The organism is Streptomyces sp. GMY02 (assembly GCF_019056675.1).
In the GTDB taxonomy this organism is placed as follows: domain Bacteria; phylum Actinomycetota; class Actinomycetes; order Streptomycetales; family Streptomycetaceae; genus Streptomyces; species Streptomyces odonnellii.
This window is the reverse complement of sequence record NZ_CP077658.1, coordinates 995,970-1,019,153: the sequence shown is the minus strand read 5'-3', so window position 1 is coordinate 1,019,153 and position 23,184 is coordinate 995,970. Positions and strand designations below refer to the sequence as shown.

At 71.3% G+C, this 23,184-nt stretch carries 16 protein-coding genes and 1 pseudogene; 10 read left to right on the top strand and 7 right to left on the bottom strand.

From position 1 onward, the window contains the following. Positions 1-21 precede the first annotated feature (21 nt). Both KQY30_RS04200 and KQY30_RS04195 read left to right on the top strand, forming a co-directional pair. Positions 22-1,239, top strand: coding sequence for a glycosyltransferase (locus KQY30_RS04200; RefSeq protein WP_217305616.1), 1,218 nt, complete (start codon positions 22-24; stop codon positions 1,237-1,239). A gap of 239 nt (positions 1,240-1,478) precedes the next feature. Beyond that, on the top strand, positions 1,479-3,734 hold the full coding sequence (locus KQY30_RS04195; protein ID WP_217310726.1) for a glycosyl hydrolase: 2,256 nt from the start codon (positions 1,479-1,481) through the stop codon (positions 3,732-3,734). 130 nt (positions 3,735-3,864) lie between these two features. Here KQY30_RS04195 and KQY30_RS04190 read toward each other — a convergent pair whose 3' ends face one another. After that, positions 3,865-4,905 carry a LacI family DNA-binding transcriptional regulator gene (locus KQY30_RS04190; RefSeq protein WP_217305615.1) on the bottom strand — a complete coding sequence of 347 codons (1,041 nt, stop codon included), beginning with the start codon at positions 4,903-4,905 and terminating at the stop codon, positions 3,865-3,867. Positions 4,906-5,176: 271 nt separating this feature from the next. Here KQY30_RS04190 and KQY30_RS04185 point away from each other — a divergent pair, with 271 nt between their 5' ends. Both KQY30_RS04185 and KQY30_RS04180 read left to right on the top strand, forming a co-directional pair. After that, a complete protein-coding gene (locus KQY30_RS04185; protein ID WP_217305614.1) occupies positions 5,177-7,189 on the top strand; it encodes a Xaa-Pro dipeptidyl-peptidase in 2,013 nt (670 codons plus the stop codon). After that, positions 7,186-8,490, top strand: a complete 1,305-nt coding sequence (locus KQY30_RS04180) for a M14 family metallocarboxypeptidase (RefSeq protein ID WP_217305613.1) — start codon at positions 7,186-7,188, stop codon at positions 8,488-8,490. The genes KQY30_RS04185 and KQY30_RS04180 overlap by 4 nt, the downstream gene beginning before the upstream one ends. A 16-nt stretch (positions 8,491-8,506) precedes the next feature. Here the strand turns inward: KQY30_RS04180 and KQY30_RS04175 are convergent, their stop codons facing one another. Beyond that, on the bottom strand, positions 8,507-9,508 hold the full coding sequence (locus KQY30_RS04175; protein WP_217305612.1) for an FAD-dependent oxidoreductase: 1,002 nt from the start codon (positions 9,506-9,508) through the stop codon (positions 8,507-8,509). 156 nt (positions 9,509-9,664) lie between these two features. On the opposite strand from KQY30_RS04175, the gene KQY30_RS04170 reads away from it, so the two are divergent. Continuing rightward, on the top strand, positions 9,665-11,302 hold the full coding sequence (locus tag KQY30_RS04170; RefSeq protein ID WP_217305611.1) for an ABC-F family ATP-binding cassette domain-containing protein: 1,638 nt from the start codon (positions 9,665-9,667) through the stop codon (positions 11,300-11,302). Positions 11,303-11,571: 269 nt separating this feature from the next. Here KQY30_RS04170 and KQY30_RS04165 read toward each other — a convergent pair. Continuing rightward, positions 11,572-13,976: pseudogene (locus KQY30_RS04165) on the bottom strand (Tex family protein). A 171-nt stretch (positions 13,977-14,147) separates the two neighbouring features. Further along, entirely contained in the window at positions 14,148-14,909 is a 762-nt protein-coding gene (locus KQY30_RS04160) for an enoyl-CoA hydratase/isomerase family protein (RefSeq protein WP_217305610.1), read from the bottom strand. A gap of 237 nt (positions 14,910-15,146) precedes the next feature. On the opposite strand from KQY30_RS04160, the gene KQY30_RS04155 reads away from it, so the two are divergent. Further along, positions 15,147-15,650, top strand: a complete 504-nt coding sequence (locus tag KQY30_RS04155; protein WP_217305609.1) for an ATP-binding protein — start codon at positions 15,147-15,149, stop codon at positions 15,648-15,650. On the opposite strand, the gene idi is transcribed toward KQY30_RS04155, so the two are convergent. The 3 genes from idi to KQY30_RS04140 form a co-directional block, all read right to left on the bottom strand. Further along, positions 15,625-16,218 carry an isopentenyl-diphosphate Delta-isomerase gene (idi, locus tag KQY30_RS04150; RefSeq protein WP_217305608.1) on the bottom strand — a complete coding sequence of 198 codons (594 nt, stop codon included), beginning with the start codon at positions 16,216-16,218 and terminating at the stop codon, positions 15,625-15,627. The two genes, KQY30_RS04155 and idi, sit on opposite strands and share 26 nt — an antisense overlap. A 120-nt stretch (positions 16,219-16,338) precedes the next feature. Then, positions 16,339-17,277, bottom strand: a complete 939-nt coding sequence (locus KQY30_RS04145; RefSeq protein WP_217305607.1) for a cation diffusion facilitator family transporter — start codon at positions 17,275-17,277, stop codon at positions 16,339-16,341. Positions 17,278-17,419: 142 nt separating this feature from the next. Continuing rightward, positions 17,420-18,457, bottom strand: a complete 1,038-nt coding sequence (locus tag KQY30_RS04140; RefSeq protein ID WP_217305606.1) for a UDP-glucose 4-epimerase — start codon at positions 18,455-18,457, stop codon at positions 17,420-17,422. A 241-nt stretch (positions 18,458-18,698) separates the two neighbouring features. On the opposite strand from KQY30_RS04140, the gene KQY30_RS04135 reads away from it, so the two are divergent. Genes KQY30_RS04135 through KQY30_RS04120 form a run of 4 tightly spaced genes read left to right on the top strand, consistent with a single transcriptional unit; the run spans position 18,699 to position 23,182 of the window. Then, positions 18,699-20,624, top strand: a complete 1,926-nt coding sequence (locus KQY30_RS04135; protein WP_217310725.1) for a DUF5941 domain-containing protein — start codon at positions 18,699-18,701, stop codon at positions 20,622-20,624. After that, positions 20,621-21,370 carry a sugar phosphate nucleotidyltransferase gene (locus KQY30_RS04130; RefSeq protein WP_217305605.1) on the top strand — a complete coding sequence of 250 codons (750 nt, stop codon included), beginning with the start codon at positions 20,621-20,623 and terminating at the stop codon, positions 21,368-21,370. Before KQY30_RS04135 ends, KQY30_RS04130 begins: the two co-directional genes overlap by 4 nt. After that, positions 21,358-22,419 carry an iron-containing alcohol dehydrogenase family protein gene (locus KQY30_RS04125; protein ID WP_217305604.1) on the top strand — a complete coding sequence of 354 codons (1,062 nt, stop codon included), beginning with the start codon at positions 21,358-21,360 and terminating at the stop codon, positions 22,417-22,419. The genes KQY30_RS04130 and KQY30_RS04125 overlap by 13 nt, the downstream gene beginning before the upstream one ends. Continuing rightward, positions 22,397-23,182 carry a CDP-alcohol phosphatidyltransferase family protein gene (locus KQY30_RS04120; RefSeq protein WP_217305603.1) on the top strand — a complete coding sequence of 262 codons (786 nt, stop codon included), beginning with the start codon at positions 22,397-22,399 and terminating at the stop codon, positions 23,180-23,182. Before KQY30_RS04125 ends, KQY30_RS04120 begins: the two co-directional genes overlap by 23 nt. The last annotated feature ends 2 nt before the right edge of the window (positions 23,183-23,184 follow it).

Here is a 23,184-nt window from a genome sequence, read left to right as displayed (position 1 = left end):
ACCGCACTAGAGTCCGGCGTCATGCGCGTACTCTTCGCCTCGACCGAGGGATCCGGCCACTTCAATCCGCTCGTACCGTTCATCGACGCCTGCGTCGCACGCGGGGACGAGGTGCTCGTCGTCGGGCCGCCCAAGCTGGAGGCGCGGCTCGCGGAGCGCGGGCAGCCGTACCGGATCGGTGGGGAGCCGCCCGCGGCCGAAACCGCGGCGATCATGGAGCGCTTCTCGCGGGTGTCCAGGAAGGAAGCCGCGGTCCTGATCGACCGGGAGTTGTTCGGGCGGCTCTGTACGGCGGCGATGCTGCCCGCGCTGGAGGAGGCGTGCCGCGACTGGCGGCCCGATCTCGTACTGCGTGAGCCGTGCGAGTACGCCTCGGCCGTGGCCGCCGAGCGCATCGGCGTCCCGCACGCACAGGTGGCGATCTCGGCGGCGCGGATCGAGGCGGGCGCACTCGAACTGGCCGCGCCCGCGCTCGCGCCGTACGGCGGGGAGATGGTGGACCGGCTGCGCGCCTCCCCGTATTTGACCCGCTTCCCCGCCTCCGTCGACCCCTCGCCGTACGCCCTGACCCGCCGCTTCCGTGAGGCCGCCGCGCCCCGTACCGCCCCGCTGCCCGACTGGTGGGGCGGCAGCGCGGAACCGCTGGTCTATCTCACCCTCGGCACCGTCGCGGGCGGGCTGCCGGTCGCCGCCGCGGCCTACCGTGCGGCACTGGAGGCGGTGGGCGGACTGCCGGTACGCGTACTCCTCACGGCGGGGCGCGCCACCGATGTGTCCGCGCTCGGCCCGGTCCCGCCGAATGTCCATGTCGAGGCGTGGGTGCCGCAGGCCGATGTCCTCGCCTGTGCGGACGCCGTGGTCTGCCACGGCGGTTCGGGTACGACCTTCGGCACGCTGGCGGCCGGTCTCCCGCTGGTCGTCATCCCCTTCTTCGCCGACCAGCCCACCAACGCCCGGCTGGTGAGCGAGGCGGGTGCCGGGCTGATGGTCGGTCCCAGTGGCGGCTCGCCGGATACGATGCCCGCCCTCGGGCCCGACGACGTGCCGCGTATCCGTGCCGCCGTCGAGTCGGTGCTCGCGGATCCGTCGTACCGCACCGGGGCGCGCCGACTGGCGGACGAGATGCGGACATTGCCCTCGATCGACGACCTGCTCGACACCCTCGCAGCCGACTTCGTGACCGGCCTCCCGCCCCAACCCCAACCCCAGCCGCGGCCTCGGCCCCGCCCGCAGGCCTGACCGCGAGAGCCGGAGTGAGAGCGCTCTCACCGGGCTCTCGCGACCCGGCGAACACCGCTCCCACATTTACCGCACTCCGTCAAGACTCGAACGCACAACGGCCGCCGTTACCCTCCGATCAACCCTCAACAGCCGTCCGTGTCAGATGTATTGACACCTCTGTTTCAGGAGTTTTACGTTTCATGGCATCTGAGAGCGCTCTCGGACGCCCTTTCCCCCATGTCTTCGAGGTGCCGTCCATGTTCGTCTCCCGTGCCAGACCCGCCTCCGTGCTGGTCCTCGTCACCGCCCTGGCCGCCGTCGGCCTGGGTCCCGCCGCCGGTCCGGCGATGGCCGCGAACATCCCCGTGGGTGCGGGCAGTTACTCGGACACCCGTCCCGCAGGCACATCGGGCCCCACCACCAACACCGGCACCCCGGTCACCCCCAAGCTGACCGCGGCGGCCAGGAACAAGCCGGTCCCCACCAATGACTGGTGGTCCTCGCTGGCCTTCCAGCGGCACGGCGACAACCCGTACTCCACCCCCATGTACGGCCATCCGCTCACCTATCAGGCGACCGCGGCCGGCCTCCAGGTCGGCTATCCGACCACCCCGACGGTCAGTGGCGACGGCCGCCAGTACGAGTACGCGCACAAGGCCGACCTCACCCTCGGCCTGACCGGGCTCAACTCGCCCGACACCAAGGCCGACTCCTGGTCCGACTGGACCGTAACCCCCTACTGGTCGGACGGCACCCGCACCCTGCGGACCACCATCGGCCACGGACTGCCTTTCGTATACGCCAAGGGCACCGGCGGCGACGCGCGCGTCACCACCGCCGGCACGCCCGAGGTCTTCGCCGACCAGGGCAATGTCCTCGGCATCACCGTCGCGGGCCACCACTACGCGCTGTTCGCACCGACCGGCGCCGACTGGACCGTGGCGGGAAGCGCTCTCACCGCCGGGCTCGGCGGCCGCGACTACTTCTCGCTCGCGGTCCTGCCCTCCCGGGACGCCCTCACGGCATACCGGAAATACGCCTACAGCTTTGTCACCGGATCGAAGGTGAGCTGGAGTGCCACGGGCGGCACGGTCAGGGCCACCTACAGCCTCACCACCGCGCCCCAGGAGGGCACCGAGACCGGTACTCTCCAGGCCCTCTACCGGCACCAGTGGCTGAACACCACCGACGCGCTCACCGCATACACCTATGTCTCACCGCGCGGCACCATGAAGGTCCGCGAGTCCACCTCCTTCACGACCAGCCAGCAGTCCGCCGCGGTACTGCCCGCGCTGCCGCCGTCCAGCGGTGTCGACCGGGCGCGGCTCAAGGGCCACTTGGACGAGGTGGCGAACGCGGCCGACCCGTTCTCCGGCGCGGTCGACACGTACTGGACCGGCAAGGCCCTGGGCAAGCTGGCCCAACTGGTGCCCATGGCCGACCAGATCGGCGAGACCGCCACCCGCGACAAGCTCATCGGACTGCTCAAGGGCAGGCTGGAGCAGTGGTTCACGGCGGGCGGCGCCAACCAGTTCTCGTACGACACGAGTTGGAAGACACTGACCGGCTACCCGGCGTCCTACGGCAGCGACACCGAACTCAACGACCACCATTTCCACTACAGCTACTACGTCTACGCGGCGGCGGTCGTCGCCCAGTACGACCAGGCCTGGGCCGCGGAATCAGCCTGGGGCGGCATGGTGGAGACGCTCGTGCGCGACGCGGCCAACCCCAGCCGCGACGACGCCCAGTTCCCCTTCCTGCGCGGCTTCGACGTCTACGCCGGACACAGCTGGGCCTCGGGGCACCAGGGATTCGCCGCGGGCAACAACCAGGAGTCGTCGTCGGAGTCCACGAACCTCAGCGCCGCGCTGGTGCTGTGGGGCTCCGCGACCGGTGACACCGGGCTGCGCGACCTGGGCAGCTACTTGCTGGCGACCGAGTCCGAGGCGATCGGCCAGTACTGGTTCGACGCGGACCAGCAGGTCTTCCCGGCCTCCTTCGGGCATGACACGGTCGGCATGGTGTGGGGCAGCGGCGGCGCGTACTCCACCTGGTGGACCGCCAACCCGGAGGAGATCCACGGCATCAACGCCCTTCCGCTGACCGGCGGTTCGCTCCACCTGAGCCGCGAGAAGGACGCGATCAAGCGCAATCTCGCGGAGATGGTGCGGGAGAACGGCGGCCCGGCCGTCGAATGGCGCGACATCCTCTGGGAGTTCGAGGCGCTCGCCGACCCGGCGGCGGCCAAGGCCAAATGGGACGCGGGCAACGCCGGTTACTCACCCGAGGCGGGCGAGTCCCGTGCCCATACGTACCACTGGATCAACACCCTGAACTCCCTGGGCGCTCCCGACGCGACCGTGACCGGGTCGATCCCGACCTCCGCCGTCTTCGTTAAGGGCGGGGTACGGACCTACGCGGCGCACAACTTCGAGTCGGTGGCGCGCACCGTCACCTTCTCGGACGGGACGGCACTCACCGTACCGGCGCGCTCGACGGCGACCAGATAACACGCTCGACGGCGACCAGGCAAGGCGACCCAGTACGGCGACCAAGCAGGTGGGGAGCGCTCTCAGCAGGCTGAACCAGCAGGCGGAGCGCTCCACACCGCACACGTACGAACCAGCGGCGGGTCCCGGCTCAGGCCGAGGCCCGCCGTACCAATGTGGTCGGAGTGATCACCGAGGCCGGTGCCTGAGCCCCCTCGCGGTCCCGTTCGAGCCCGCGCAGCAGCAGCCGCGCCATCAGCCGGCCCTGCCCCTCTATGTCCTGCCGGACCGTGGTCAGCGGCGGATCCATCGCCTCCGCGACCGAGTCCATGTCGTCGAAACCGACCAGCGCCACATCGCGGGGCACCGCACGGCCCTGCTCCTTGAGCACCCGCAACGCGCCCGAGGCCATCAGATCGTTGGCGGCGAACACCGCGTCCAGATCGGGGTACCGCGCCAGCAGCTCCGCCATCGCGAGCGCCCCGCTCGCCGCCGTGAATCCGCCTTCGGCGATCAGCGCGGGATCCGCGTCCGGCAGCACATCCCGGTAGCCGTCGAGCCGGTCGGTGGCCGAGGCCTGGTCGCGCGGGCCCGCGATATGCGCGATCCGCCGCCGCCCCAGATCACGCAGATACCGCACGGCCGCGCGGGCGCCACCGCGGTTGTCGGCGTCGACGTACGGCACGGCCTGATGGTCCTGGGCGGCCGTCCAGGACGGCCGGCCGCCGTAGACCGTCGGCATCCCGGCCCGCCGGGTGATCTCCGGGATCGGGTCGTCGGTGTGCAGCGAGAACGCGAGCGCGCCGTCGACATGGCCGCCCGCCAGATAGCGCGCGATCCGGTCGTAGTCCCCGGTGCCTTCGAGCAGCAGAAGCACCAACTGGGTGTCGTGCGCGGTCAGTTCCTTGCTGATACCGCGGATCTGCTGGGAGAAGAACGGATCGGAGAAGATCCGGATCTCCGGCTCAGCGATGATCACCGCGACCGCGCCGGTGCGCCGGGTGACCAGGGTGCGGGCCGCGTGGTTCGGTACGTACCCCAGCTCGTCGACCGCCCGGCGCACCTTCTCGACCAGCGGCTGACGCACCCCCGCACCGCCGTTGACGACCCGGGAGGCCGTGGCCCGGGAGACGCCGGCGCGCGCGGCGACAGCTTCCAGAGTGGGACGGAACCCAGGGGACGGCTCGGGCAAGGCGTGCGCTCCTCGTCGGCGGCGGATACGGCGGTCAGGGCGGTCATGACTGGGACTGATACGGCGGTACCGTACGGCAGCGCCGCATACGGGGGCGAGCCGGGCCGCCGGACAGCTACAGCCTAACCGCTGCCACGCCCACGATGAGAGCGCTTCCAAAGCGTCCCATCAGGCCTCCTCGCCCTCCCCTGCCTTCAACCCCCGGCCGGCAGGCGGATGTCCGCCGACTGCCCACTTTTGCACGGGAGTTCACCGGGGTACCTTCCGCCCCATGGAGATCCGTGCGCGGGGAACCCGCTGGTCGAGCAGAACGCTGGTCGCGGCGGCCTCCGCCGCCCTGCTGGGGGTGCTGCTCACCCCGACAGGGGCGCAGGGCGCCCAGCCCGGTCCCGGTTCCGCCCCGGGCGGACGGCCGGTGAAGGAAAGTCAGCCCGTCTATTCGTACGACGACGCCATCCGGGAATCCGTATGGGTGGACACGGGGATCGACGGTGACGAGGACGGCAGGACCGACCGGGTCGCCGTCGATGTCATCCGGCCCGGAGAGCCCGCCGAACAGGGCCGCAGAATCCCGGTGATCATGGACGCCAGCCCGTACTACTCCTGCTGCGGGCGCGGCAACGAGAGCCAGAAGAAGACCTACGACGCCGACGGCAGACCCGTCGGCTTCCCCCTCTACTACGACAACTACTTCGTCCCGCGCGGCTATGCCTTCGTTGCCGTCGACCTCGCCGGCACCAACCGCTCCGACGGCTGCGTCGATGTCGGCGGCCGGTCCGACATCCAGTCGGCCAAGGCCGTGATCGACTGGCTGAACGGCCGCGCCCGTGGTTACGCCACCCGTACCGGCACCGAGCGCGTCCGCGCCGACTGGACCACCGGCGCCACCGGAATGATCGGCAAGAGCTACGACGGCACCGTCGCCAACGGAGTCGCCGCCACCGGCGTCGAGGGACTTGAGACCATCGTCCCGATCAGCGCGATCAGCTCCTGGTACGACTACTACTTCCAGCAGGGCGCGCCCCTCTACGACTCGGGGCCCGAGTGGCTCTCCGACTATGTCGAGAGCCCCGAGGCCCGCGACCGCTGCCAGGCCGTCCAGCAGCGGCTGATCGACGAGGCCCCGCGCACCGGTGACTGGACCGGCCTGTGGAACGAGCGCGACTACGTACGGAACGCGCACAAGGTCCGCGCCAGCGTGTTCGCCGTGCACGGCGGGCAGGACCTCAATGTCCGCGCCAAGCACCTCGGACAGTGGTGGGAAGCGCTCTCGGACGCGGGCGTCGAGCACAAGATCTGGCTCTCCCAGACCGGCCACGTCGACCCGTTCGACTTCCGCCGCGCCACCTGGGTGCCCACCCTGCACCGCTGGTTCGACCACTATCTCCTCGGTTACGAGAACGGCATCGAGCGCGAGCCCATGGCGGACATCGAGCGCGCTCCCGACCAGTGGTCCACCGACCGGGTCTGGCCGCCGCGTACCACCGAGCCCACGGCCCTGCGCCCCGGTACGGGCACGGCCCCCGGGGTCGGCACCCTGAGCCGTACGCCCGCCAGGCCCGGCGCCACCGAGACCTTCACCGACGACCCCCGCCGGAGCGAGATCGACTGGGCCGCCGCGGCCGAGCTGCCGACCCCCGACAAGGCCGCGTTCCTCACCGGACCACTCAGCCGTGATCTGCGCCTGTCCGGCGCCGGTACCGTCACGGTCACCGCCACGCCCTCCACCCCGACCGCGCATCTCTCGGCGGTCCTGGTCGACCTCGGCCCCGACACGATCCGCGACTACGCGGCCTCGGGCGAAGGCATCACCACCCTGACCGAGCGCACCTGCTGGGGCCCGAGCACCACCGCCGACAGCTCCTGCTACCGGGAGACCGCGGCCAGGACCGCGGATGTCGACTACACCGTCTTCAGCCGGGGCTGGGCCGATCTCGGCACCTACGCCTCCGCCGGCCACGGAAAGCCGCTCACCCCCGGCAAGCCGTACACCCTGACCATCGACCTCGCCGCGAACGACCATGTCGTCCCGGCGGGGCACCGGCTCGCCCTGATCGTCGCCGGTACGGACCAGGGCCTCATCGACCCGCCGTCCACCACTCCCACCCTCACCCTCGACCTGTCCAGGACCAGTGCCCGGCTGCCGCTCGTCGGCGGCGCACAGGCGTTCGCCCGCGCCACGGCCGGGCCCGTCCCGCCGCGGAGCGCGGCCCCCGAGTCCCGTCAGCACGGCGTGGCCGAGCCGCGCCGGACACCTCCGATCCCGGGAGACAGCAGCCGATGACCCCCTCAAGAGCCACAACTCCCCGTATACGTACGCTCGTTCTCGCCGCGACCGCCACCACAGCCCTGCTCGCCCCGCTGTCCGCCGTCCCCGCCTCGGCCGCCGCCGCGCCCGCCGTGCCGCGCACCGGATTCGAGACGAGCGGGGGTGCCGACTGGACCAGCCAGCCGCAGGAACAGGAATTCCTCTCCGCCGTCGACCGGGGCAGCGACCGCGCGTCCCTCTCCACCATCGGCACCACCAAACAGGGCCGCCCGCTCCAGCTCGTACGGATCGGCGCCCAGCACGCGGCCACCACCGTGCTGCTGGTGTGCAGCCAGCACGGTGACGAACCGTCAGGACGCGAAGCCTGTCTGACCACGGTCCGCGACCTCGCCTACACCAAGGACCGCGACACGCTGCGTTTCCTGGCCCGTACGAGCGTGCTCGTCGTTCCCACCGCCAACCCGGACGGCCGCGCCGCCGACACCCGGGGCAACTCGGACGGCATCGACATCAACCGCGACCACATCGCGCTCAAGACCGCCGAGGGCCGCACTCTGGCCGCCCTCATCCGCGACCGGCGCCCCGATGTCATCTACGACCTGCACGAGTACGGTGCCACCCCGCCGTACTACGACAAGGACCTGTTCGACCTCTGGCCGCGCAACCTCAACACCTCCCCGGCGATCCACGACGAGTCGGAGACCCTGTCCGAGCGGTACGTACGGCCCGCCGCGACCGCGGCCGGTCACACCATCGGCACCTACGGGATCTGGACCGACCCGGTGACCGGCGAGCCCATCCGGCAGACCGCCGGGGACGGGCAGGAGCGGATCCTGCGCAACGCGGCCGGTGTCAAGCACTCGCTCGGGCTGCTCATCGAGAGCCGGGTCGACGCGCTGACCGACGCCGAGCAGGCCGACCCGGCCCTGAACAAGCGGCGCCGGGTGGACAGCCAACTCGACTCCCTGAAGGGCCTGTTCGCCTTCACCGACGAACGCAGGGCCCGGATCGTCGCCGCCACCGCCACCGCGCGAGTGGCCGGGCTGAAGGACCGCGGCCCGGTGTATCTCGGCGGCGCGGACAACGACCCGGCGGCCCCGGAGGAGATCATCGAGAACCCGCCCTGCGGCTACCGGCTCGACGCCGCACAGTACGCGGACGTCAAGGACGAACTGGCCCTGCACGGGGTGCTGTCACTGCCGCTCGGCAAGGGCGCCTTCGTACCGCTGCGCCAGTCGCAGCGCAATCTCGTCCCGCTGCTTCTCGACGAACGAGCCGCCTATCATCTGACCGCGGCGGCTCCCGCCGACTGCTGATCGCGCTCTCACGGCGTCAGGCGACAGCCAGCCGGGCCGCGTCCTCCGCGCAGCCCCAGGCCACGGTCACGCCCGCGCCGCCGTGCCCGTAGTTGTGCACCAGCCGCGCGCCCCCGGGCAGGGTCTCGGCCTCCAGCCGGACCTGGGGGCGCGCGGGTCGCAGCCCCACCCGGTGCTCCAGCACCCGTGCCCCGGACAGCGCCGGATGGATCCGGGCACAGCGCGCCACGATCGCCCCGGCCTCGGCGGGGTCCGGGCGCAGATCCCAGGAGTGGTCGGTCGCTGAACCGCCGAGCAGTACTCCGTACGGCTGCGGCATGACATACGTCAGATCGGCGGAGCCCGGCGCGGGCACCACGAACCACTCGTCGATCCCCGGGTTCTCCACGACCACCACCTGCCCGCGCACCGGATACAGCGAGGCGTCCGCCATCAGCAGCCGGGCGCCGATCCCGGTGCAGTCCACCACGACGGGTGCCCGGCCCGCGGGTTCACCGAAACCGGTGATGGAACGCCGCTCGACGGTGCCGCCCGCGGCCCGCAGCCGCTCCTTCAGATACCGCAGATGCACGGGCATGTCGATCAGCGGGACGGCGGCCCGCAGTGCCTGCCCGAATCCGCCGGGCAATTCGTCCGTACGGGCCTCACGCAGCCCGGGGACCCGGGAGGCCCAGCGCCCCAGACTGTCCAGCGGGGTGTCCGCCATCAGCCCGGACACGATCCGTACCCCCGTCTCGTCCGGGCGCCGCGCGAACTGCTCGTAATGCCCCAGCGACCGCTCCAGCCAGGTGCCGACCTGCCGCGCCGGCTCGATGCGGTACGGCCAGAACAGCGCGCCCGCCACCGCCGACGTGGTACGCCCCAGCGGATCGCGGGTCCACACCCCGACCCGGTGACCGCTCTCCGCGAGCACCACCGCCGTGGTCAGGCCGATGACTCCGCCACCGACCACGATCACATCTCTTGTCACACCCGCGTCGTCCGTCACAGAGTTCTCGCCGCCGTTGCCGCCGTTCATGTCCGGACCGTAGCGGAATCCGCCGTACCAGTCCCATTCCGGGCGGTCGGTCGCCGGAACCGGATCCTTCCCCCGGTCCGTACGGACCGGCGGGCCTGCTCCGGCCGGGCTTGCCGTGCCCCCACCCGCTCCGCACCTCGTTAGGATCGCGGTCTGATGACTGCCACGCTCGTAGCCAAGGACCTCGCCGCCGGACACGGTGACCGCTCACTCTTCTCCGGGCTCGACCTCGTGGTCGCGCCCGGCGATGTGATCGGACTCGTGGGCGCCAACGGCGCCGGAAAGTCCACCCTGCTCAGACTGCTCGCCGGACTCGACACGCCGGGCGAAGGGGCCGTCCGGCTCTCCCCGCCCACCGCCTCCGTCGGCCACCTTCCCCAGGAGCCCGAGCGGCGCGCGGAGGAGACCGTACGGGCGTTCCTGGGGCGCCGTACCGGAGTCACCGCCGCGCAGAGCGCTCTCGACGAGGCCACCCAGGCACTTGTCGACGGAGCCCCCGGCGCCGATGACGCCTACGCCCTCGGACTGGAGCGCTGGCTGAGCCTCGGCGGCGCCGACCTGGACGAACGTGCTGAGGAGACCGCCGCCTCGCTCGGCCTGACCGTCGGCCTCGACCAGCCGATGACCACGCTCTCCGGCGGCCAGGCCGCCCGTGCGAGCCTCGCCTCGCTCCTGCTCTCGCGGTACGACGTCTTCCTGCTGGACGAGCCCACCAACGACCTGGACCTCAACGGCCTCGAACGCCTGGAGGACTTTGTGACCGGCCTGCGCGCCGGTACGGTCGTCGTCAGCCACGACCGCGAGTTCCTGGTGCGCACCGTGACCAAGGTCCTCGAACTCGACCTGGCCCAGCAGAAGATCACGCTCTTCGGCGGCGGGTACGAGGCGTATCTGGAGGAGCGGGAGACCGCGCGGCGCCACGCCCGCGAGGAGTACGAGGAGTACGCCGACAAGAAGGCGGCCCTGGAGACCCGGGCGCACACCCAGCGCGCCTGGATGGAGAAGGGCGTCAAGAACGCGCGGCGCAAGGCGAGCGACAACGACAAGATCGGCCGTAAGTTCCGCGCGGAGTCGACCGAGAAGCAGGCGGCCAAGGCACGTCAGACGCAGCGGCTGATCGAGCGTCTCGATGTGGTCGAGGAGCCGCGCAAGGAGTGGGAACTGCGGATGGAGATCGCCTCCGCGGACCGCTCGGGGGCCGTGGTCGCGACGCTGCGCGGCGCCGAAGTCAAGCGCGGCGACTTCCAGTTCGGGCCGGTCTCGCTCCAGATCGACCGCGCCGACCGGGTCGCCATCACCGGCGCCAACGGTTCGGGCAAGTCCACCCTGCTGGCCGCCCTGCTCGGCCGTCTGCCGCTGGACGCGGGTCATGCCTCGCTGGGCTCGGGGGTGGTGGTGGGCGAGGTCGACCAGGCGCGAGCGCTGTTCCACGGCCCGCAGACCCTGCTCGACGCGTTCCGCCCGGCCGTCCCCGACACCGAACCCGCCGAGATCCGTACGCTCCTCGCCAAATTCGGCCTGAAGTCGGACCACTTGCTGCGCCCGGCGACCACGCTCTCCCCGGGCGAACGCACCCGCGCCGCGCTGGCCCTGCTCCAGGGCCGGGGTGTCAACCTCCTGGTCCTGGACGAGCCGACGAACCATCTCGATCTGCCGGCGATCGAGCAACTGGAATCGGCGCTGGACTCGTACGACGGGACGCTGCTGCTGGTCACGCACGACCGCCGCATGCTGAACGCGGTGCGCACGACCCGCCGGCTGCGGGTTTCCGAAGGCCGGGTAACCGAGACCTGAGCCCGCCGGCGGGGCCCGCACCAAATGAAACCCCGGCGCCGGGGCAGGCGGTTCCGTCCTCAAACGCCGGACGGGCTGGAAATGCGACCCGGCACCAAACATCCGGCGGGAGGGGGTCGGGGTCGTAGGAGGTGCGTGTCCGGACGTAAAGCGTCGCAGCTCGCGCGAAGCGCGGTGAGGATAGCAGTCCGGACACGCACCTCCGGAGGCCCCGGGCCCCGGCACCACTCACGCACCGGCGCCACAGGCGCACCGCCCCCGCAGCCGTCTCAGCCCCGGCGGCCTCCGCGGCCCTCGCGGCCGCCCCCGCCCCCGTCCGCCAGACCCGCCCTCCGCAGCGCGTCCGCCATCGCGCTGTTCGCCGGAGCCGGCGGTCCCGCCTGCCGGCGCGGGGCACCGCCGCCACCCGCACCCCGCCGCTGCTGCGGCGGACGGCCGCCCTGACGGTCCCGGTCCCGGCCACCGTCACGGTCGCGCTCCGGCTTCGCCCCCGCCTCGTCGTCCAGCCGCAGCGTCAGGGAGATCCGCTTCCGGGGGATGTCGACCTCCATCACCTTCACCTTGACCACATCGCCCGGCTTCACCACTTCCCGCGGGTCCTTCACAAACGTCCTGGACATCGCCGAGACATGGACCAGCCCGTCCTGGTGCACCCCGATGTCGACGAACGCCCCGAACGCCGCGACATTCGTCACGACCCCCTCCAGGACCATCCCCGGCTCCAGATCGCCGAGCTTCTCCACCCCGTCCTTGAACGTCGCGGTCTTGAACGCCGGACGCGGGTCCCGCCCCGGCTTCTCCAGCTCCCGCAGGATGTCCGTGACGGTCGGCAGCCCGAAGGAGTCGTTCACGAATTCCGCCGGCCTCAGCGACCGCAGCACCGACGTGTTGCCGATCAGCGACGCGACCTCGCCGCCCGTCGTCTTCACCATCGACCGCACCACCGGATACGCCTCGGGGTGCACGCTCGACGCGTCCAGCGGGTCCTCCCCGTCGCGGATACGGAGGAAGCCCGCGCACTGCTCGTACGCCTTCGGGCCGAGCCGCGGCACATCCTTGAGCGCCCGCCGGGACCGGAACGGCCCATGCGTGTCGCGGTGCGCGACGATGTTCTCCGCGAGCCCGGTGCCGATACCGGAGACCCGTGAGAGCAGCGGCGCCGACGCGGTGTTCACATCGACCCCCACCCCGTTCACACAGTCCTCGACGACCGCGTCCAGCGAGCGGGACAGCTTCACCTCGGACAGATCGTGCTGGTACTGGCCGACACCGATCGACTTGGGGTCGATCTTCACCAGCTCGGCCAGCGGGTCCTGGAGCCTGCGCGCGATCGAGACCGCGCCCCGGATCGACACATCGAGACCGGGCAGCTCCTGCGAGGCGAAGGCCGACGCCGAGTACACCGAGGCGCCCGCCTCGGAGACCATCACCTTGGTGAGCTTCAGCTCCGGATGCTTCGCGCACAGCTCACCGGCGAGCTTGTCGGTCTCCCGGGACGCCGTGCCATTGCCGATGGCGATCAGATCGACCGCGTGCTCCTCGGCCAGCCGCGCCAGCTTCGCCAGCGACTCGTCCCACCTGTTCGCCGGGACATGCGGATAGATCGTGTCGGTGGCGACGACCTTGCCCGTCGCGTCGACCACGGCCACCTTCACCCCCGTACGGAACCCGGGGTCGAGCCCCAGCGTCGCGCGCGTCCCGGCCGGCGCGGCCAGCAGCAGATCGCGCAGATTCGCGGCGAACACCCGCACCGCCTCGTCCTCGGCGGCCGTCCGCAGCCGCAGCCGCAGATCCATCCCGAGATGCACCAGGACCCGGGTGCGCCACGCCCACCGCACCGTGTCCGCCAGCCACTTGTCGGCGGGCCTGCCACGGTCGGCGACCTCGAAGCGCCGCGCGATCATGTTCTCGTACGTCGTCGGGCCCGGCAGCTCCTGGGCCTCGGAGGGCTCCTCGGGCTCCATCACCAGATCGAGGACATCCTCCTTCTCGCCCCGGAACATGGCGAGCACCCGGTGCGAGGGCAGCTCGGTGAACGGCTCGGCGAAGTCGAAGTAGTCGGCGAACTTGGCGCCGGCTTCCTCCTTGCCCTCCCGTACCTTCGCGGCCAGCCGCCCGCGCGTCCACATCCGCTCGCGCAGCTCGCCGATCAGGTCCGCGTCCTCCGAGAACCGCTCGGTGAGGATGGCCCGCGCGCCCTCCAGCGCGGCGGCCGGGTCCGCCACCCCCGCTCCGCGTCCACGAACGCCGCCGCCGCTGCCGGCGGTTCCACCGACGGGTCCTTCAACAGGCCCTCGGCGAGCGGCTCGAGACCCGCCTCCCGGGCGATCTGGGCCTTCGTCCGCCGCTTCGGCTTGAACGGCAGATAGATGTCCTCGAGCCGCGCCTTGGTGTCGGCCGCCAGGATCCGCGCCTCCAGGGCGTCGTCGAGCTTGCCCTGCTCCCGTACGGACTCCAGGATCGCGCTCCGCCGCTCCTCCAGCTCCCGCAGATAGCGCAGCCGCTCCTCCAGCGTGCGCAACTGCGCGTCGTCGAGCATCTCGGTCGCTTCCTTGCGGTAGCGCGCGATGAACGGCACCGTGGACCCGCCGTCGAGCAGCTCGACGGCCGCCTTCACCTGCCGCTCCCGTACGCCGAGTTCCTCGGCGATCCTGCCTTCGATGGACGTCGTCACGATCACGCTCCGCTGTTCTGTGGTCGGCCGACTGCATTGTGGCAGGTGGCACCGACATCGGTGGGCGCGACCGGCTCAGTGCCCGCCGACGGGTTCGCCGGGACGTGCGTACGGTGCCGGGCCGGCCGTACGGTCACCGTCCCCCGCCCCGTACGGTCGCGGCGCGCCGGCTCAGCCGTGGAAGGTCCAGCCGAAGCGGGGTTCCCGGCGTTCCAGGAACGCGGCGACGCCCTCCGCCGTCTCCCCGCCGGAGCGCGCCTGCTCCGCCCAGTACGCGGCCCGGTCGGTACGGCCGGAGGCGAACTCCTTGGCCGCCGCCTGGGTCAGCCCGGACCGGGAGACCAGCACCCGCGTGAACTCCGCCACTCTCTTCGCCAGCTCCCCGGCCGGCAGCACCTCGTCCACGAGACCGGTGCGCAGCGCGCGCTCCGTACCGATCAACTCGGCGGAGAACAGCAGGTACTTGGTGGTCGCCAGCCCCACCAGCGAAGCCAGCCGCCGGGTGGACGAGGCCGGATAGACGATCCCGAGCCGCGCCGGAGGCACCCCGAAGAGCGCTCCCTCCTCGGCGAACCGCAGATCGCAGGCCGCGGCCAACTGGCAGCCGCCGCCGATACAGTGTCCGCGCACGGCCGCCAGGGTCGGCTTGGGGAAGGCGGCGAGCGCCTCTTCGGCCCGTACGGCCAGCGCCTGCGGGTCGTCACCGGCCTCCCCCTCGGACGCGCGCAGCGAGGAGATGTCGGCGCCCGCGCAGAAGGCCGCCCCCTCGCCGGTCAGCACCAGTACCCGTACGGCGGGATCCGCCGCCAGCCGCCCGAGCAGCGGCGGAAGCTCCCGCCACATCGGAACCGTCATCGCGTTGCGCTTGGCGGGATGATGGATCACGACGATCGCGATGCCGTCGGCGACGGTGTGCAGTAGCTGCGGCTCCATGCGCCGGATGCTATCCCCGGCCCACCGGGCGGCTTCGGCCGCTCCCGAAACGGCAGTGGACGGTCGGGACCGGTCACCCGGCATATGCACGCGCTCGAACGCGGTCATTCCCCATCAATAGAGGCTGACTTCTGTTCAGTAGCCCGGTAGGACCCGATCCGTTCCCAACACTCGTATCCGTTGGACGACACCGGTCGAGCCTCCGGTCGAATCAAGTCAAGGGTGGGTGCCGCAAGGATGGAGAGCCCCGGGAGTGTTCCGGCCCGGCCGCTGTCGTACGAGGGGGTCTGGCGGTTCACCGCGCCGGCCGTCGACCTCTCCGTACCGCAGGCCCGGCACGCCGTACGCGACCTGCTGAAACGCCAGCGCGTGCCGGTCCGCGACAGTGTCGTCCAGGCACTGCTGCTGATCGTCTCCGAGCTGGTCACCAACTCCGTACGGCACGCGGCGCTGCTCTCGCCGGAGGTCGGGGTCGAGGTCGGCATCGGCGCGGAGTGGATCAAGGTCTCGGTCGAGGACAACCATCCGTACCGGCCCAAGGCCCTGGAGACGGACCACGCCCAGACCGGCGGGCGCGGGCTGCTGCTCGTACGGGAGATCACCCGCGAGGCGGGCGGAAGCTGCGCGGTCGAGCACACCGCGGCCGGCGGCAAGATCGTCTGGGCGCTGCTGCCCTTCGGCGCGCCGCTCGGCGGTGCGCCGGTGCGCGAGGGCGTCACCAGCCCCCGGCAGACCCTGTGAGCTCGCGGATCGCCGGGCGCGCGGCGTCCAGCACGGTCATGAACCACGCCGAGAACGTGTCGGCGGCATGCCGTTCGGTCAGCTCCGCCGGGGTGACATACACGGTGGCGTCCACCTCGTCCGGGTCGGGGCGGACCGAGGACTGCGCCATCCCGACGAAGAGGTGGTTGTACTCCTGCTCGACCAGGCCCGAGGCCGGGTCCGGGTGGTTGTAGCGCACCGTACCGGCCTCGGCGAGCAGCGAGGGCGAGATGCCCAGCTCCTCATGGGTACGGCGGGCCGCCGCGGTGAACGGTGCCTCGCCCGGGTACGGATGGCCGCAGCAGGTGTTCGACCAGACACCGGGGGAGTGGTACTTGCCCAGCGCGCGGCGCTGGATCAGCAGCCGGCCCTGCTCGTCGAAGAGGAAGACGGAGAAGGCCCGGTGCAGCAGGCCTGGCGGCCGGTGAGCGGAGAGCTTCTCGGCGGTGCCGATGGTTTTGCCGTTCTCGTCGACCAGCTCCAGCATGATCGTTTCCTGAACGCTGTTCGACGAGCTGTTCGCAGCGGTGACTGGTGTGGTCGGCATAACCATCCTTCGCTTCGGGCCTCGAATGCCAAGTCTGCCGCACAAAGGTCCCGTGTCCGCACTTCGGGAGTGTGGGCATGTTTGTTTTGCCAGGCCCCCGGGGGTGTCAGTGACGGTGCGTCAGTGACAGAGTTTCGCCTCGTGCTCCGCGTGCCCTCGCGGTTCGAGCTGGAAGGTGCAGTGCTCCACATCGAAATGGTGGCCGAGGCATCCTTGCAGGTCATGGAGCATCTTCTCGTGGCCCACCGCATCGAGCGCGTCCTGGTCCACCACCACATGTGCGGAGAGCACCGGCATACCGGACGTGATCGTCCAGATGTGCAGGTCGTGCACATCGTCCACACCGGGCAGCGCCAGCAGGTGCGCGCGCACCTCGGCCATGTCCACATCCTTGGGCGCGGCCTCCAACAGCACGTTCAGTGTTTCCCGGAGGAGTTTCACCGTACGCGGAACGATCATGAGCCCGATCAGCACGCCCGCGATCGGGTCGGCGGTCTGCCAGCCCGTGGCCAGGATGATCCCGGCCGAGACCAGCACCGCGAGCGAGCCCAGGGTGTCCGCGAGGACCTCCAGATAGGCCCCGCGCACATTGAGGCTGTCCTTCTGCCCCCGCATCAGCAGGGAGAGCGAGACCAGATTGGCGGCCATACCGATGAGGGCGAAGACGATCGTCAGCCCGCCTCTGGTCTCCGGCGGCACGATGAAGCGCTCGATCGCCTCGTAGAGCAGGAATCCGCCGACGCCGAGCAGCAGTACGCAGTTGGCCAGCGCGGCCAGGATCTCGGCCCGCGCATAGCCGAACGTACGGCTCTCGTCGGGCGGCCGGGCGCTGAAGCGGATGGCCAGCAGCGCCATCCCCAGCCCCACCCCGTCCGTCGCCATATGGGCGGCGTCGGCGAACAGGGCGAGGGAGCCGGAGAGCAGACCGCCGGCGATCTCCACCACCATCACCGACAGGGTGATCGACAGCGCGATGCGCAGCCGCCCCCGGTACGCGGCGGTCGCGGTGCCCCCGGGCGGCCCGCCGTGCGTGTGTCCATGGTCGTGCCCTGCCCCCATGAGGCCGCCTTCCGGTCGTCTGCGCGATCTGCCGACCACGCCAGTGAACTAAGGGTGGGGCGTATCGGGCAACCCGGCACTGAACACCGTTGTCGTATGCTCTGACCTGCGGAAATGATCGCAGGTCAGAGCGGCGGACCTGTCACCCGACCGATGCGGCCGGATGGTGGAGCCGCCAGCCCTCCCAGGCCGACTCGACCATCTCGCGCACCCCTCGGCTCGCCGTCCAGCCCAGTTTCCCGGCGATCAGCCCGACCGAGGCGACGGCCCGCGCCGCGTCACCGGGACGGCGCGCCTCGACCACCGGCGCGACGCGGTGGCCGGTGACCTCCGCCACCACGGCCGCCAGTTCACGGACCGAGACGCCCTCGCCCCTGCCGATATTGACCGTGAGATCCCCGTCGGCCGCGAGGTCCCCACCGGCTGTGCGATTCCCACCGGCCGTGAGAGCCGCGGCGTCGTCCCGTCCGGCCAGCCACCGGGCCGCCGCGAGATGGGCGTCGGCGAGATCCGCGACATGGATGTAGTCGCGGATGCAGGTGCCGTCCGGGGTCGGATAGTCGTCACCGAAGATCCGCGGGGCCTCGCCCCGGCTGATCCGGTCGAAGAACATCGGGATGATGTTGAACACCCCGGTGTCCGCCAGCTCCGGCGCCGCCGCGCCCGCCACATTGAAATAGCGCAGACAGCCGGTGGCGATCCCGTGCGCCCGCCCCGTCGCCCGTACGAGCCACTCGCCCGCGAGTTTGGTCTCCCCGTACGGGTTGATCGGCACCGCCGGGGTCCGCTCCGTGATCAACTCCACATCCGGCACTCCGTACACGGCCGCCGAGGACGAGAAGAGAAAGCGCCGCACGCCTGCGGCGACCACGCCCTCCAGCAGGACCGTCAGTCCGTGCAGATTCTCGCGGTAGTACCTCAGCGGCTGCTCGACCGACTCCCCGACCTGCTTCTTCGCCGCGAGATGCACCACCCCCGTGACCGCGTGCTCCCTGAGCGTACGGTCGACGGCTCCCCGGTCCAGCAGGGAGCCCCGCACCAGGGGAATCCCGGCCGGGACCCGCTCGGGGACACCGGTCGAGAGATCGTCGAGGACGACGGCCCGCTCTCCCGCCGCGGCCATCGACCGCGCCACATGTGCCCCGATATATCCCGCTCCGCCTGTGATCAGCCACGTCATGGACGCAACCCTATGGCGTGCCCCGGAGGGCTCCCTCCGCGGTTGTCCGGCGGACGCCGGATCGTCAATGATGATCAACGCCTGAGGCGTTCCTATCTCAGACCCGGGCGACCGGAGCGTAAACGGGTGGTGAACTCGGCCTTCAGTTCATCCGATAGCCTCTTTGCCGATGCGCCGCCGACCCGAACCGGGTCCCGTCGCCGCGCACCGAGCCCCTGTGAGCGCCAAGGAGTGAGTTCGTCTGTCGACCGCCATCCTCACCGGCCCCCCGGTCCCCGGATCGCCGCTCGAAGGCCATCTGAGGTCGCTGGGTTACGACGTACGGACCGCGCCGGGCGCCGAGGAGGCCCGGAGCCTTCTCGCCTCGGCCCCCGGCACCGAGCGGGTCGCCCTCGTCGACACCCGTTTCGTCGGCCATGTCCACGCCCTGCGGCTGGGTCTCACCGACCCGCGCTTCCCCGCCGCCGCCGTACCCGGCGCGGTGACCGCGCAGCCCGGGGCCCGTGCCGCACTGCTGCGCGCCATGACGGCCGTCGCGGACGGCGGCTCACCGGCGCGGGGCGGCACGGCCGGACAGCGTCGGACCGGTGCCGCCTCCACCACCGCGTCCGTGTCCGTCACTGCCTCCGTCACCGTCACCGCCCCGAGTAGCGCCTTCGCCGACCGGGTCGCCGCCGCGCTCGACGCCGACGGTCCGGGCGTACACCGCCCCGACCTGGGCTCGCTCGTCGCCGTCGTACCGGCGGACGCCGCCGCCAGGGAACAGGCTGAGAGCGCTCTCGGCGCCGTCGACGACGAGGCCGTACGGCTGCGCTCCGCCGTCAAGGCGCGCGACGGCTTCTTCACCACCTTCTGCGTCAGCCCGTACTCCCGGTATCTCGCCCGCTGGTGCGCCCGCCGCGGTCTGACCCCGAACCAGGTCACCACCGCCTCCCTGCTCACCGCCCTGATCGCCGCCGCCTGCGCGGCGACCGGCACACGGGGCGGCTTCGTCGCCGCCGGTGTCCTGCTGCTCCTCTCCTTCGTCCTCGACTGCACCGACGGCCAGCTCGCCCGCTACTCGCTCCAGTACTCCACGCTCGGCGCCTGGCTGGACGCGACCTTCGACCGCGCCAAGGAGTACGCGTACTACGCGGGCCTCGCACTGGGTGCCGCCCGGGGCGGTGACGACGTATGGGCGCTCGCGCTGGCCGCGATGGTGCTCCAGACCTGCCGCCATGTCGTCGACTTCGCCTTCAACGAGGCGCACGACGACGCGACTGCCGCGACCGCCGCCCCCGGCGGCAAGACGGTGGCGGGCACCCCCACCGCCGTCCTCTCCACCAGGCTCGACAGCGTCCGCTGGACGGTCTGGGCGCGCCGGATGATCGTGCTGCCCATCGGCGAACGCTGGGCGATGATCGCCGTACTGACCGCCCTGACCACCCCGCGGACCGTCTTCTACGCGCTCCTGATCGGCTGTGCCTTCGCCGCCTGCTACACCACCGCGGGCCGCGTCCTGCGCTCGGTGACCCGCAAGAGCGTCCGTACCGAACGGGCGGCACGGGCCCTCGCCGATCTCGCCGACTCCGGACCGCTCGCCGAGGGAGTCGCCGCGCTGCTGCGCCGCCCGGCCCGAGCGCTCCCCGGCCTCCTGCCGTTCCTGACCGCCCTCGCCGGCGGCGCGGCCCTCGTCGCCACCGCCTCCCTCGCCCCCCTCGACAGCCCGTGGCCCGTCGTCGCCGCCCTGGTGTACGCCCTGACCTCGGGCCTCGCCGTCGCCCGCCCACTGGCCGGCGCGCTCGACTGGCTCATTCCGCCGGTGTTCCGGGCCGCCGAATACGGCACGGTCCTGGTGCTCGCCGCCCGCTCCGAGGTGAACGGAACCTTGCCCGCGGCTTACATGCTGGTGGCGGCCGTCGCCTACCATCACTACGACACGGTGTACCGCATCCGCGGCGGCAGCGGCGCACCACCCCGGTGGCTCGTCCGCTCGACCGGCGGGCACGAGGGCCGGACCGTGGCGGTGACGGCGCTCGCCGCCGTCCTCGTGACCCGGCAGTCCGGCTTCCCCCTGGCCCTGACGGCGCTCGCCGCCGCCGTCGCGCTGGTCGTACTCGCGGAGTCCATCCGGTTCTGGGTGTCCTCCGGCGCCCCCGCCGTACACGACGAAGGAGAACCCGCATGATCGGCCTCGTACTGGCCGCCGGTGCCGGACGGCGTCTGCGCCCCTACACCGACACGCTTCCGAAGGCCCTCGTGCCCGTCGACCCCGCAGGTGAGGGAACCACCACGGTCCTCGACCTCACCCTGGGCAACTTCGCCGAGATCGGCCTGACCGAGGCCGCCGTCGTCGTCGGCTACCGCAAGGAGGCCGTCTACGAACGCCGGGCCGATCTGGAGCGGAGGTACGGGCTGAAACTCACCCTCGTCGACAACGACAAGGCCGAGGAGTGGAACAACGCCTACTCCCTCTGGTGCGCCCGCGATGTCCTCACCCAGGGCGTGATCCTCGCCAACGGCGACACCGTGCACCCCGTCTCCGTGGAGAAGACCCTGCTCGCCGCCCGTGGCGAGGGTCGGCGCATCATCCTCGCCCTCGACACGGTCAAGCGCCTCGCCGACGAGGAGATGAAGGTCATCACGGACGGCGCCAAGGGCGTACGCCGGATCACCAAGCTGATGGACCCGGCCACCGCCACCGGCGAGTACATCGGCGTCACCCTCATCGAGCCCGGCGCCGCCGCGGATCTCGCCGACGCCCTGCGCACCACCTTCGAACGCGACCCGGACCTCTACTACGAGGACGGCTACCAGGAGCTGGTCGACCGCGGCTTCACCCTCGACGTGGCCCCCATCGGCGACATCCCCTGGGTCGAGATCGACAACCACGACGACCTCGCGAAGGGCCGTGAGATCGCGTGCCAGTACTGACCCGGCTCATCCCCTCCCCGGTCGTCGTCGACATCAGCCCCGGCGCCCTCGACGATCTCGCCGGTCTCCTCGCTGACCAGCGGATCTCCAGCTCGGGACGGGTCGCCATCGCGGTCAGCGGCGGCTCGGGACAGGCCCTGCGCGCCCGTCTGGAGCCGGTCCTGCCCGACGCCGACTGGTACCAGGTGGCCAACGGCACCATCGACTCCGCGGTCCGGCTCGCCGACGGCATCAAGGGCAAGCGGTACGACGCGGTGGTCGGCCTCGGCGGCGGCAAGATCATCGACGTGGCGAAGTACGCGGCGGCCCGGGTGGGCCTGCCCATGGTCGCCGTCGCGACCAACCTCGCGCACGACGGCATCTGCTCCCCGGTCTCCACCCTGGACAACGACAACGGCCGCGGGTCCTACGGTGTCCCCACGCCCATCGCGATCGTCGTCGACCTCGATGTCATCCGCGACGCCCCGATCCGGTTCATCCGCTCCGGCATCGGCGACGCCGTGTCCAACATCTCCGCCATCGCCGACTGGGAGCTGTCGCACGGCATCAACGGCGAGCCGGTCGACGGTCTCGCCGCCGCCATGGCCCGTACCGCGGGCGAAGCCGTGCTGCGCCACCCCGGCGGCGCCGGCGACGACGAGTTCCTGACCGTACTCGCCGAGGCACTGGTCCTGACCGGCATCGCCATGTCCATCAGCGGCGACACCCGCCCCTCCTCCGGCGCCTGTCACGAGATCAGCCACGCCTTCGACCTGCTCCACCCCAGGCGCTGTGCGCTGCACGGCGAGCAGGTCGGCCTCGGCGCCGCCTTCGCCATGCATCTGCGCGGCGCCCACGAGGAGTCACAGCTCTTCACCGAGGTGCTGCACCGGCACGGGCTCCCCGTGCTGCCCGACGAGATCGGCTTCTCCGCCGAGGAGTTCGTCCAGGCCGTCGCCTACGCCCCGCAGACCCGCCCCGGCCGTTTCACCATCCTCGAACACCTCGACCTGTCCACCGACCAGATCAGGGACGCGTACGCCGACTATGCCAAGACCATCAGTAGCTGAACTCCGCCCGGTCGTGCACCCGGAGGGTGTGAAGGACCGGCGCAGCGGAGAGCACTGGGCCGGGCGCCTGTACATGCGGGAGATCTCGCTGCACATCGACCCGTACCTGGTGAACACCCGGATAACCCCGAACCAGCTCACCTACCTCATGGTGGTGGTGGGGGTCCTCGGCGGCGCCGCGCTGCTGCTGCCCGGGCTCACCGGCGCGATCCTCGCGGCGGTCCTGTTCCAGATCTATCTGCTGCTCGACTGCGTCGACGGCGAGGTGGCCCGCTGGCGCAAGCAGACCTCCATCACCGGTGTCTATCTGGACCGGGTCGGCCACTACCTCTGCGAGGCCGCCCTGCTGATCGGCTTCGGCGTGCGCGGCGCCGACGTCTTCCACCAGAACGGCACCGCCACCAACTGGCTGTGGGCCTTCCTCGGTACGCTCGCCGCTCTCGGCGCGATCCTGATCAAGGCCGAGACCGATCTGGTCGACGTGGCCAGACAGCGCAGTGGTCTGCCCGCCGTCAAGGACGAGGCGTCCGTACCCCGCTCCTCCGGTCTGGCCCTCGCCCGCAGGGCCGCGGCCATGCTCAAGTTCCACCGGCTCGTCGGTGGAATCGAGGCCAGTCTCTTCATCCTGGTCGTGGCCGTCCTCGACACGGCCCGCGGCGATCTGTTCTTCACCCGCCTCGGCATCGCGGTCCTGGCCGCCATCGCCGTCGTACAGACCCTGCTGCACCTGGTCTCCATCCTGGCGTCGAGCAGGCTGAGGTGAGC